Here is a 13,639-nt window from a genome sequence, read left to right on the forward strand (position 1 = left end):
GGGCAGCGCAACATTCAGCTGGAAGGAGAAGCGTATTTCGATGTCGTAAAAAGCAGAAACCCTTTTGTGGTGTCAACTCGATATGGCGATGTCAAAGTGCTTGGGACATCATTTAATGTAAAAGCTTATGCTGATGATGATTTTCAGACCACACTGGTTGAAGGGGCGGTTAATGTTGAAGTGGGTGCCAATAGGCCTATCATTCTAAAACCGGGGCAGCAAGCTTTTGTCAATGAAAGTAATCGGCTTGAAATACAGACTGTTGAAACTGAAGTTTTCACGTCGTGGAAAGATGGGAAACTGATTTTTTATCGCGAACCATTTGAAAAAGTTGCCAAGCGCATGGAGCGTTGGTACAATGTGAACATTGAAATTGACAACGAGGAGATGAAAGACTTGTGGTTTACCGGAACCATCGAGATGGAGACTTTGAGCGAGGTGATGGAATTGATTCGCCATTCGATGCCAGTAAAATATAGTTACGATCAGAATACCAGGACATTGAGAATTGAAAAGAAATAATCCAGTAAAAAAGATGAATATGAGAACGTAAATGAAACAGTTGGAAAAAACGAAGAGGCGGAAAGTTGCGGTTCCCACCTCTTCAGTAAATAGTTTAAATCATGTTGTTCATTAAACCAATTTTCAAAACTATGAAAAAAAAGCGATGTAATGATGGCTTTGAGCCATTGTTTTACCAAATTTTTAGAAAGATGAGACTGACGATTATTTTATTATGTGTCACATTTTTAGGGAGTTTAGCCTCTGAGGGCTATTCGCAATCGACCAAGCTGACGGTGATTGCCGATAACACGTCAATTGAAGATGTTCTTCGGGACATTGAAAACCAGAGTGAATTTCGATTCTTCTACAATGGAAAAATCGACGTTGATGCTCAGGTCTCTGCCAAATTTGTCGATAAGAACGTCACGGAAATTTTAGACGAGGTGTTGGCCGGTACGCCAATTACTTACGAAGTTATTGGGCGGCAAATTGTGCTTTCATCGGGTAACTCCAACTTCCAGATGAAGCAAAACCGGACCATAACGGGTACAATAACCAATGCTGATGGAGAGCCAATTCCGGGAGTCACCGTTGTTATAAAAGGCACTACCCAGGGAACAATTACGGACGTAGATGGTCAATTCGCCTTGAATAATGTTGGTTCGGATCAAACGCTTTTATTCTCGTTTGTGGGCATGCAAAGCGTTGAACTTTTGGTTGGCAGTCAGTCAACCTTTAATGTGGTCATGATGGAAAGTACCATTGGGCTGGAAGAGGTGGTTGCCATTGGGTATGGAACGGTCAAGAAAAGCGACCTGACGGGATCAGTATCTTCATTTAGAAAAGAAGATTTGAACAAAGGCGTAACTCAGACTATTTCCGGGCTGCTACAGGGAAAGGCGGCTGGCGTTCAAATTACGCAGGCAAGTAATGAACCGGGGGGTGGTACAACGGTTCAGATTCGTGGCGCAGGTTCGGTTAATGCCGGGGCTGGTCCTTTGTATGTTATTGATGGATTGCCCATTGAGAATAGCCAGGTGATCGCCGGAAACGGGACAACGATTCCTGGAGTACGCGTGCCCCGAAGCCCCATGGCAAACATCAATCCTGCTGACATAGAGTCCATCGAAATACTAAAAGATGCATCAGCGACAGCAATCTATGGAGCCAGAGGAGCTAACGGCGTGATTTTGGTGACGACTAAAAAAGGTACCTCTGGAGCGTTGAGAGTTAACTACAGCGGATATACCGGAATTCAGACGCCGAAAGACATGATTGAGGTTCTCAAAGCAGATGACTACGAGAGGATACTGAATGAAATATTGGATACTCCGGGATCGAATGTGTCGGAAGCCGAACGGGTTACGGAGATACAAAACGGTGGAACTGACTGGCAGGATGAACTATTGCGCAATGCAATTATTCATAGTCACAGTTTGTCATTTACCGGCGGAAGCGATAAAACCAAATATTTTGCCTCATTAAATTATTTTAATCAGGATGGGGTTTTGATTACCTCTGGTTATGAACGGTATGATTCGAGATTTAACCTTGAACACAAAGCAGATAAAATGACGTTTGGCATAAACTTCTCGACTTCATATACGCATGACAATGTTGTTCCCGTTGGTTTTAGTACCAACGAAGAGGGAAGTTCGCTCTATGCAGCGAGAGGCTATGACCCGACACTTAATATTTTTGACGAAGCGGGGAATTATCAAGTTGTTTCCTGGATGAATCTTGAAAACCCGTTGGCCCTTGTGTATGGAAAAACCAGTGAGACAGATAATTACAGGACGTTGGGGACTGTTTTTGGTGAGTATACGCTCATGAAAGGCTGGACGGCAAAGTTAAATATTGGCTTCGACAGCAGAAACAGCCGGAGAGATACCTACGTTTCGCGTTTAACCAAAGATGGAAGGGCGAATGAAGGGATTGGAACGGTCTTGACAGGAACCAGGAATAATTATCTGGGAGAATTCACGACAACCTATCATCGTGATCTGGAAAACAACAGTAGCTTCACGGTTATGGGAGGGATGACCTACCAAAAGTTTATCAATATCAATTTTTCGGGTACCGGCAAGGGATTTCCGGTTGACGAATCGAGAACCGACAACATGTCCCTGGCTAACTCGTCGCTGTACACCATGGACAGCTCAAAAAACAACAATAAGTTGTTGTCCTATATTGGACGGGCGAATTACAACTTGTTAGACAAGTTCCTTTTTACTGCCACGCTTCGGGTTGACGGATCGTCACGCTTTGGAACCAATAGTAAATACGGATATTTTCCATCGGGTGCTTTTGCCTGGAAAATGCACGAGCATGATTTTGTGAAAAACCTGAATGTTTTCAACACATTAAAATTTAGGGCGAGTGTTGGGCGAACAGGTAACCAAGACATCGGTAATTTCCTTTCTATCACTACGTTTGGGCAGGGCGCTCAGGTTATTCTTGACGGCGAGCCGTATGTGACCTTCGCCCCGACACGAATCGCCAATCCTGACCTTAAATGGGAAACAACTGAGCAGATCAATTTTGGCCTTGATATGGGTTTCCTTGAGAACCGAATCGCCGTTTCTATGGACTATTTCCAGAAAAATACCTTTGATATGCTGTTTGCCCTGCCTGTGCCTGCGTCAACAGGCTTTACGTCCATCATGTCGAACATTGGCAACATCAAAAACAGTGGTTTTGAGTTTACGGTTGATTCCCGGAATTTGACAGGAAAAGTGAAGTGGAATACCAGCCTCAATTTCAGCACCCTGCGCAACAGAGTGACTGATACGGGTGATATTGCAGAGATCATTCATACCGGTGCAGGCCAATCAACTTCTCAAATTGCTATTATCAGGGAGGGAGAGACCCTGGATTCCTTTTACGGATATCGAACCGACGGAATATGGCAATCGCAAGATGAGATTGACGCCTCGGGAACCAAGGATCCTGTTAAGCCCGGTGATGTAAAATTTGTAGACATCAATGGCGATGATGTTGTCAACACCAGCGACCGTGTTATCCTTGGAAAGTCTTTTCCTTCGTTTACAATGGGTGTGACAAACGCAGTCGAATACAAGAACTTTCAGTTGAATGTTTTTATTGATGCTGCCACTGGTGTTGATATGCTAAATAATTCAAAAGTTGAAACTTATTACCCGGTCAGTCACCGTAGAAACAGAATGGCCGAACCATACCTAAACCGTTGGACAGAAACAAATCCTTCAAACAAATATCCGTCGTTTGTCAATCCGGCAGGGCAGGGCAACAAGGCAGTGAGTGACTTAACGGTCGAGGATGCATCTTATATCCGGCTTCAAACCGCACAATTGAGCTACCAGGTACCGCTGAAAACCAGGCGGGTATTTGATCGGATAAGTGTTTATGTGAGTGGACAGAACTTATATACCATCACAAATTATTCAGGGCAAGATCCGACTACAAACTCCAATGGAGACGGTAGTCTGAAGATCGATTTTAACTCATATCCTGTTTATCGTACTTATACCTTAGGTGTAGAACTAGGTTTTTAATCTTAATCTGTTTATGTTATGAAATTTAAATATTATATATCAGCCGTTTTACTGGTAACGTCAATGATGTTTTCCAGCTGTGAAGAACAACTGAACGAGGATGTATTCTCACAACTTGATCCCGGAACGCTGTTTAATTCTGCAAACGGCGTTGAACGTGTTCTTTTTGGAGCATACCGTGATGCGCAAATTACCGATAACTTTGGTGGTAACATTTGGTTTCAGGAAGAATGGACTTGCGACCATTTTTGGGAAACCGGCGGCGCGGTAAACCTCCAGGCAACAGTAATGTTGGCTTTTACCTGGGATGCATCCTATCCGACGCACTGGACCGGATTGTGGAACAACTGTTACTATTCGGTCCGCAATTGTAATCTTGTATTGGAAAACATAGACCAGTCGCCCATAGATGATGCAACAAAAGAAAGACTGGTGGCAGAGGCTCGTTTTGTCAGGGCTTCAGCATATTATATTCTTTATACCATGTGGGGGCCGGTTCCATTACGCTTTTCCACAACAGGCGATCTTGCCATGGCTCGTGCAACCGATGCCGAAATGCAGACTTTTTTAGAGAAAGAGTTCTCAGACGTATCTTCAGTGCTTCCGGCCAGAGATACACCAGGGTATCAGTATGGTCGTGCCACAAGAGGAGCTGCACTGGGATACCTGACCAAATTTTATCTGAACACCAAGCAGTGGCAAAAATGCGCTGATGCCGCCAAAGACCTGATGGATTTGAATGAATACGAATTATGGCCTGATTATACCACTTTGTTTACGGTTGACAACGAAACCAGGCAAAAGGAGTTTGTTTGGGTATACCCATGCAGTACGCAGGGGCCTGGAAACGAATTTATGAATGGGGCATTTCCACCTCAGTTTAAAAGTACTGTCGATGGGTCGATTGTTTTTAAAGAGAATATGCGGAATTGGGCCAGAATGGACAGAGTACAGGATTCCTTTTATAACTCATTTGATCCGGCTGATGAACGTAGAGAGTTGATTATCTCTGAATATATCAATACCGCGGGGAAAACGGTCTCACTGCTGAATAATAACAATACACGCTCGTTTAAGTATGTTCCGGATCCGGATGCAGTTGGGAACAGTCACGGGAACGACATTGCCGTTATCCGCTATGCCGATATCTTGCTGTCCCGGGCCGAAGCTTTGAATGAATTGAACGGACCAACTCAGGAAGCATTGGATTTGATACAGGAAATTCGCGATCGTGCTGGTTTGACGACACCACTGGTTCTTGGCGATTACACCAAAGAAAGCTTGCGCGACCGAATTTTAGATGAAAGAGGCTGGGAGTTATATGCTGAAAAAGTGCGGAGACAAGATTTGCTGCGTCATGGCAAGTTTGTTAGCTCTGCCAAGGCCAGAGGGATTGCCATTGCCGATGAGCATCACAAACTTTTCCCAATTCCACAAACCGAGATTAATGCGAATCCGCTTTGTGAGCAAAATTCGGGTTATTAATAATCGAGACAATCAATAGAACCGAGTGGGGCTGTTTTCACTGGTGTGTTGATGGCCCTGCTGGTTTTTTAATCCGGAAAGACCAGAGCTGTTCATTAGGAGGAGAGGGGTAAGTGAGGGATTAATGGACGGAAGCGATTGGCCCTAGATTTTGTGAAAGATGATCTGGAGTTCGCTATTGAGTAATTTTTGCTTCAATTTTGTAATATAATCGAAAGGCGAGCTGAACATGGATCTTCTTGGTGAAAACCGTGCTTTTTTTATTGAAAAATCTAAACCAAATCAAAATGAAAAATACCGTAATTTTCTTATTCGTCCTTTTAGGACTTGTATCTCATGCACAACAATGGACTCCCGTACAGGGAAAGATGATGACCCAATGGGCATCTCAAGTTACTCCGGATCAGGTGTGGAAAGAATATCCCCGCCCTCAGTTTGAACGCGAAAGCTGGCAAAATCTAAATGGTTTGTGGGAATACGCGATTTTGAAAAAAGAACAAGCCCAGCCTCAAAAATTTCAAGGTGAAATTCTGGTTCCGTTTTGTGTCGAGTCAGCCTTGTCAGGTGTCGGCAAATCAGTTATGCCTGAGGACCGGATTTGGTATAAACGTTCCTTTTCTGTGCCAACTGCATGGCAGGGGAAAAGCGTCTTGCTAAATTTTGAAGCGGTGGATTATACTGCTTCGGTTTGGGTAAATGGAGCGTTGGTTGGTTCTCACAAAGGTGCTTACGATCGCTTCTCGTTCGATATTACCAAATACTTGAAAGACAATGGACCGCAGGAAATAGTTGTTTCGATCGACGATCCATCCAGCTTCGGTGTGCAGCCCCGGGGAAAGCAGCAAATGCCACAACAGGGAATCTGGTACACACCGGTGAGCGGAATTTGGCAAACAGTTTGGCTCGAAGCTGTTTCGTCGGAAGCCTTTCTGGCTGAAGCTAAAATTACTCCTGATATTGATTCGGAGTCTGTGTCGATTATCCCCATGCTCAACAAACCACTGAAACCGGAATATATGGTAATTGCCACGGTGTTGAAAAACGGACATGAAATAGCTTCCGGTGAAGTGATTGCAGATCGCAACCTTAAAATTAGAATCGAAGCGCCTGAGCTGTGGTCGCCCGATCATCCTTTTTTGTACGATTTGCAACTGACGCTTAAGAGTCCGGATGGTAAAGTGTTAGATGAGGTGTCCAGCTATTTTGGCATGCGGAAAATTAGCCTGGGCGATTTGAACGGTAACCAATACCTGTTTCTCAACAATGAACCGCTTTTCCACTACGGAACCTTGGATCAGGGATGGTGGCCCGATGGCTTGCACACGCCTCCGTCCGACGAAGCGATGAAATATGACATTCAGTTGACCAAAGATATGGGCTTCAACATGATCCGCAAGCATATAAAAGTCGAACCTGATCGTTGGTACTATCATTGCGACCAGTTGGGAATTCTGGTCTGGCAGGATATGCCTTCCGGCATGGTCATTTTACCTGAAGAAGGCCAGGAACGCCCGGTACGGGTTCAGCATGTTTCACGTAACGGCGACGATCTGAATCAGCGTTCTGCCGACGCTGCACAGTTCGAATGGGAACTGCGGCGTATGATTGATTTGCATTATAATTCACCGTCCATCGTGATTTGGGTGCCTTTTAACGAAGGCTGGGGACAATATGCTACTTGCCGGATTTCGGATCAGGTCAAGGCTTTGGATCCGACCCGCCTTGTGAATGCCGTTAGCGGATGGGCGCTTCGTCCCTGTGGCGATATTTATGATATTCACACCTATCAAACCGAAGTTCATGTTCCGGCAATATCACTTGATCGGGCTTCAGTAATTGGCGAATATGGGGGTATAGGTTACCCAATCGAAAATCACTTATGGGATCCAAATATGCGTAACTGGGGCTATCAAACCTACCATTCGGCCGAAGAACTTTTGCAGAACTATAAATACAAATTCGACCAGATCGTTGAAATGAAAAAAAGCAAAGGGCTGTCAGCTGCTGTATACACGCAAACAACCGATGTGGAGGGGGAAGTAAATGGCCTAATTACCTACGACAGAGAAGTGATTAAGATTCCCGTCGATACCTTGCGGAGCATTCACTCCGTGTTATTCGAGGAATAAATTCAACAGCCTTAGCTATTTGAAAAATATTTGATATGCATAATCCTTTGATGATCAAAACGAATAAACTACTGCTGTTTTTTCTTCTGGGCTTGAGCAGTCTTTGCAGTTATGCCCAGGAGAGAGTCAATATTTTGTTGATTTTTATTGATGATATGGGCTATGGGGATTTAGCTTGCTATGGTAATAAAGAAGTTCATACGCCTAACATTGATCGTTTGGCACAAGAAGGGATTCGCTTTCGTCAGTTTTATGTCAATTCGCCCATTTGTTCTCCCTCCAGGGTGGCTATTACCACTGGCCAATACCCTTCCCGTTGGGGAATAACGTCTTATATTAGCGGCCGGGCTGATAACAAAGAGCGAGGTATGAATCATTGCCTGAATCCATTGGCGCCATCAGTGGCCCGGAATTTAAAAGCGGCGGGCTATTATACGGCCCACATTGGTAAATGGCACATGGGCGGTGGACGCGACGTGCCCGATGTTCCAATGATCACTGATTATGGTTTTGATGAGTCGGTCACCCAGTTCGAAGGCTTGGGCGAGCGGTACCTGGCAACCTATGAAACCCTTAACTTAAAAGACAGCACGCGCGGGCTAGAAAAGCAGTCGGCAGCGCTTGGTAAAGGAGAAGTCCATTGGGCCAAGCGGGAAAATTTCACCGAAATTTTTGTTGATCGGACCATGGAAGCAATTAATCATGCAAAAGCTGCCGGAAAACCTTTTTACATCAACTTATGGCCCGACGATATTCATACGCCCCTGGAACCACCGCTGGCTTTGCGCGGCGATCTAAGCACCAAAGCCCGGTTTCTTGGAGTGATGCAGGAAATGGATCGCCAAATGGGTCGGCTGTTTGATTTTCTTAGAAATGATCCGGATCTGTATAAAAATACCTTGGTGGTGTTTACCAGTGATAATGGGCCAGATATGGCAGTAAACGATGCAGCACCTCTGCGTGGGTACAAAACATTTTTGTATGATGGCGGTATTCGCGAACCTTTCATCGTTTGGTGGCCGGCTGAAATTGATCAGGAAGAGGCGGGGACTATCAATGAAAAGACCGTGCTTGCTGCCATCGATCTGCCACTTACATTTATGGAATTGGCTGGAGCCATTCCCGACCCGGACGTTGAATATGACGGACAAAGTATGCTGAAGGTGTTGAAGGGAGACCAGGAAATTCTTCGTGACAAACCTCTTTTCTGGATCCGACCACCCGATCGGCCGGGCTACAACGGAGAGAATAACCCGGATCTGGCGATTCGATCTGGCAACTACAAACTGCTGATGGATGTTGATGGAACCAATGTCCAGCTTTACAACTTAGTGCAGGATATCGGAGAATCAAAAAATCTGGCTGAAAAAATGCCGCAGTTGACGGCAGAATTGAAAAAACGGTTGACTGATTGGTACAAGCATTATCCGCACGATGTGGATAAAACCAAATATGAAACACATGCTGTAAATCGATCGTGAAAGTATTTCGAAATTGAGAATTGGGATTGGATAAGATCCTTAAAACATCGTATTATGAATTCGTTGAAAAATTTTTCTTTCAAAAGCAAGAAGCCACTTGGCGTTGCAGTTTTGCTTTGTAGCCTGAGTGTTGGGAACGGCCAGCAGGCCATGTCCCAATCAAATGAAAATCGCAAAAATGTGGTTCTGTTTTTGGTTGACGATTTAAAACCAAATTTAGGCTGTTACGGCGATCCGGTTGCTGTGAGCCCCAATATTGACAAACTCGCAAGCAGAGGAGTACGTTTCAATAAAGCCTTCTGCAACCAGGCAGTGTGCATGGCATCGCGCTACAACATCATGCTGGGGGCCCGGTCAACAAGTACCGGACTTTACAATTTTGGAACCGAGTTCCGCGATGCCTATCCGGATGCGGTCACCCTTCCTCAATATTTTATGAATGCCGGATATCACGCCGAATCGATGGGGAAAGTTTTTCATATCGGACATGGCAATACCAACGATGAAGCATCGTGGAGCATTCCTCACTACAAGGAAAAAGTCATTGAATATTTGGTTCCCGAAAGTACCAACCGCGAACTCACCCGCGAGGAGGCCTATTTTGAGAATTCCCACATGTATTTTGAAAATTTTCCGCCTAACAGGGATCTGCCACGCGGAGCAGCCTGGGAGTCACCCGATGTAGTGGATGATGCCTATGCCGACGGACGCGTGGCCAGGCATGCCATTGATCGTCTGCGTGAGTTGAAGAAAAATCCGGAACAACCTTTTTTCATGGCCGTTGGATTCGCTCGTCCGCACTTACCTTTCAGTGCACCAAAAAAATATTGGGACCTCTATAATCCGGAGGAATTGCCCATGCCGGAGTATGAGAAAGACCCGGACGGGGCTCCCCGATATGCCACAAAAAGAGGAGGTGAAATTGATCAGTTTAAGCCTATTCCTGCGGGCCAGTATGTATATGCTGATACGTTAACCCGAAAGTTGATCCATGGCTATTATGCCTCAATGAGCTATATGGATGCACAGCTTGGCCGCGTCATGGATGAATTGGAACGTTTGAACATGCTTGAGAATACGATTATCGTTCTTTGGGGTGATCATGGCTGGCATTTGGGCGATCATGGCTATTGGACCAAGCATACCAACTATGAACAGGCCAATACCATTCCCGTGATCATGGTGGCACCGGGTGTTGCCAAACCGAATACGACCACCGACCAGCTGGCTGAAACCGTTGATATTTATCCAACCCTGGCGGACTTGGCCGGACTGGACAAACCCAAAGGTCCCCAGCCTATTGATGGAATGAGCATGGTACCTGTTTTGAAGAACGTGGATGAACGTATACGAGATCACGCTTATCATGCTTTTCCCAAAGGCGGACGTTTGGGACGGGCTATCAGAACCAACCGTTACCGCCTGGTAGAATGGACCAACATGAATGAGCCTGAAGAGGAAAAAGCATATGAGTTGTACGATTATTTGAATGATCCACTGGAAACAAAGAACATGTATGATGAGAATAAAAAGGTTGCCGAGGAATTGAAAGCGATACTTGCGACACATCCCGAAGCCAAAAGACAATATCGTAAGGGCGGGAACCAGTAGCTTGTTTTTTTGATTCCATCTTTCTCTTTGTTACGGAGAAAGATGGAATCAATTTCATTGTTTGTGGTGATAAGATTTGCTGAGTATGGTAAGAAAAACTTGTTTGATAACCCTGGGCTTATCCGCGTATCTGTGTGGTTGGGGACAACAGAAAGAGCAGCCCAATATCGTGTTCTACATAACCGATGACATGGGCTGGATGGATACACCTCTGTATAATTCTGCGACCCAGGTTCAAAATCCGAATTTGGAGAAAATAGCCAAACAGGGACTGGTGTTCAATAAAGCTTTTATTGCTTCTCCGGCCTGTGCTCCGAGCAGAGCCGCTTTGCTTACCGGCCTGATGCCGGCACGAACAGGGGCTGAAGCAAATCATACCTATCCTAATCCAAAATTCCCATTGTTGCACAAGGGCCTGCAGGAAAGTGGCTACGAGGTAGCTGCTTTCGGAAAAGTTGCCCATGGAGAAATGAACCACGCTTGTGGCTTTGATTTCTATAGTGGGGGAATGAACGGGCTGACTGAAAATGTGACCGAATATCTTGATAACCGGACTGAAGGTGCCCCGGTAGCACTGTTGGTGGGTGATCGCCGGCCACATGTGCCGTGGACCGACAAACTGCTTTATCAACCGGCAGAAATCACTGTTCCTGATTTCCTGATTAACACCAAAGAGACGCGTGAGCACAGGGCCATGTATTATTCCGATATAACTGGTGTCGATCAGGAGGTTGGGAGAATTTATGAACTTGCCCGAGAGCGTTTTGGCGACAATTTCATTTTAGTCTTTTCGAGCGATCACGGCGCACAGTGGCCTTTTGCGAAATGGAATTTGTATGATGCCGGGATCAAAGTTCCGCTGTTGGTCGTCTGGCCGGGGCACATTGCGCCCAATACCCGGACCGATGCGATGGTTAGTTGGATCGATATTTTTCCAACCCTTCTTGACGTCGTCGGTAACAAAGTTTCGGATAATTTGGATGGCGAATCGTTTCGAAAAGTATTGGAAGGCAAAACGGATCAATTCAGAGAAAATATTTTCACCACCCACAGCGGCGATGGAAAAATGAACGTTTATCCCATCCGAAGTGTCAGGAATGACCGGTTCAAATTTATTTTGAATCTCTATCCTGAAAATTATCATTCTAATCATTCCGATATTCTGAGAAAACCAAGGGCTGGGGCTTATTGGGATTCGTGGGATAAAGCAGCCAAAACCGATCCGGCCGCGGCAGCCATTATTCAGAAGTATTACGTTCGTCCGGCAGAGGAATTTTATGATCTGAAAATTGATCCAACCGAACAGAAAAACCTGATTGACAACGATGAATATCAGGAGCAAATTCAGAAAATGCGTCAATTGCTTGAAGCCTGGATGAACGAACAGGGAGATACCCGGGCGCTTTTTGAAACGCCTTACCCAATTTCCGGACCAAGGCCTCATGAATTGGGAATTCGTTAAAAAACAAGGAATTAATTTTTCACCTAAACCGATTTCAGAATGAAACAAAAAGCAATCCTTGCAGCACTGGCCACTTGCTCTGCATTGGCGTTAAATGCCCAGAACCATGAAAAGCCAAATCTGGTTTTGTTTTTGGCCGATGACTGCACTTATTTTGACATCAGATGTTACGGAAGTACGGATTCTCAGACCCCCAACATCGACAAATTTGCAAGTGAGGGCATTCGCTTTACAAACGGCTTTCAGGCTGCTCCCATGTGTTCCCCAACACGGCATAATCTTTTGACCGGTTTGTGGCCCGTAAAAACAGGGGCATATCCCAATCATACGATTGCGAAAGAAGGCACGCTGAGCATTGTTCAGCAACTGAAACCGGCTGGTTACCAGGTGGCTTTGATTGGAAAATCGCATGTAAATCCAGAATCCGTTTTTCCTTGGGACCTCTATGCTCCCCTTACAAAAAGTAATGATCTGAATTCTTCTGCGATTGATTCTTTTATACAGGATTGTACCTCGAATGATCGACCATTCTGCCTGGTTGTTACCACCAATCAACCGCACACACCATGGAATAAAGGAAATCCGGACCTATTCAATCCCGATGAACTTAAGCTTCCGCCATACTACGTGGATACCAAAGAGACCCGGCAGTTGTTTTGTAAATACCTGGCTGAAATAAACTACATGGATAGCGAGTTCGGAACTTTGCTGGAAAAGCTCGATAAGCACCACGTTGCGGATCAGTCGGTCGTTGTTTATTTAAGTGAACAAGGCAACAGCCTTCCTTTTGCCAAATGGACCTGTTACGATGCAGGCGTTCATTCAGCGTACATCGTGCGTTGGCCGGGAATCGTTAACCCTGGCCGGGAATCGGATGCGATTGTCGAATATGTAGATATTGTGCCCACTTTTTTGGATATGGCAGGATTGGAGCCTTCTGCACCGTTGGATGGCAAGAGCTTCGTGCCGGTCCTGACAGGAAATGCCGCAGAACATAAGCAGTACACGTATTCCTTGCAAACAACCCGTGGCATCTACAGTGGAAGTGACTATTACGGAATTCGTTCGGTTGCCGACAAAAAGTATCGGTATATCGTTAACCTGACCCCCGAAGCGACTTTTAAAAACACCGAGTCTGCGGGTCGCCTCTTTAAAATTTGGCAGGAAAAGTCAAAGACCGACCCAAAGGCGAAGTGGCTGACGGAGCGATACCAGCACCGCCCTGCTGTTGAGTTATATGATGTGGAAAATGATAAGTACTGCATGAACAACATCGCTGAGAACCCGGAGAACAAGGTGATCATCGAGCGAATGGACCAAGCACTGAAAGAATGGATGGCGATGTGTGGAGATCAGGGACAGGAAACTGAGATGAAAGCCCTGGAGCATCAACACCGGAATACTCAGGGTAAAATCGGAGAATAACAACATATG

At 45.4% G+C, this 13,639-nt stretch carries 8 protein-coding genes; all 8 read left to right on the forward strand.

What is annotated here, in order from left to right; translation table 11 throughout:
* A partial coding sequence (locus AAC033_RS11985) for a FecR domain-containing protein (RefSeq protein ID WP_339738388.1) occupies positions 1 to 522 on the forward strand: 522 nt, incomplete at its 5' end.
* Positions 523 to 713: 191 nt separating this feature from the next.
* Entirely contained in the window at positions 714 to 4,037 is a 3,324-nt protein-coding gene (locus tag AAC033_RS11990) for a TonB-dependent receptor (protein WP_339738390.1), read from the forward strand.
* An 18-nt stretch (positions 4,038 to 4,055) separates the two neighbouring features.
* Positions 4,056 to 5,522 carry a RagB/SusD family nutrient uptake outer membrane protein gene (locus AAC033_RS11995; RefSeq protein ID WP_339738392.1) on the forward strand — a complete coding sequence of 489 codons (1,467 nt, stop codon included), beginning with the start codon at positions 4,056 to 4,058 and terminating at the stop codon, positions 5,520 to 5,522.
* A 287-nt stretch (positions 5,523 to 5,809) separates the two neighbouring features.
* On the forward strand, positions 5,810 to 7,651 hold the full coding sequence (locus tag AAC033_RS12000; RefSeq protein WP_339738394.1) for a sugar-binding domain-containing protein: 1,842 nt from the start codon (positions 5,810 to 5,812) through the stop codon (positions 7,649 to 7,651).
* A 35-nt stretch (positions 7,652 to 7,686) separates the two neighbouring features.
* Positions 7,687 to 9,132, forward strand: coding sequence for a sulfatase-like hydrolase/transferase (locus AAC033_RS12005; RefSeq protein ID WP_339738396.1), 1,446 nt, complete (start codon positions 7,687 to 7,689; stop codon positions 9,130 to 9,132).
* 54 nt (positions 9,133 to 9,186) lie between these two features.
* Complete coding sequence (locus AAC033_RS12010; protein ID WP_339738398.1) at positions 9,187 to 10,743, forward strand: sulfatase; 1,557 nt, start codon at positions 9,187 to 9,189, stop codon at positions 10,741 to 10,743.
* An 85-nt stretch (positions 10,744 to 10,828) separates the two neighbouring features.
* Complete coding sequence (locus tag AAC033_RS12015) at positions 10,829 to 12,205, forward strand: sulfatase (protein WP_339738400.1); 1,377 nt, start codon at positions 10,829 to 10,831, stop codon at positions 12,203 to 12,205.
* A 39-nt stretch (positions 12,206 to 12,244) separates the two neighbouring features.
* Entirely contained in the window at positions 12,245 to 13,630 is a 1,386-nt protein-coding gene (locus AAC033_RS12020) for a sulfatase (RefSeq protein WP_339738402.1), read from the forward strand.
* The last annotated feature ends 9 nt before the right edge of the window (positions 13,631 to 13,639 follow it).

The sequence above is a fragment of the uncultured Sunxiuqinia sp. genome, from assembly GCF_963974515.1.
Lineage (GTDB): Bacteria > Bacteroidota > Bacteroidia > Bacteroidales > Prolixibacteraceae > Sunxiuqinia.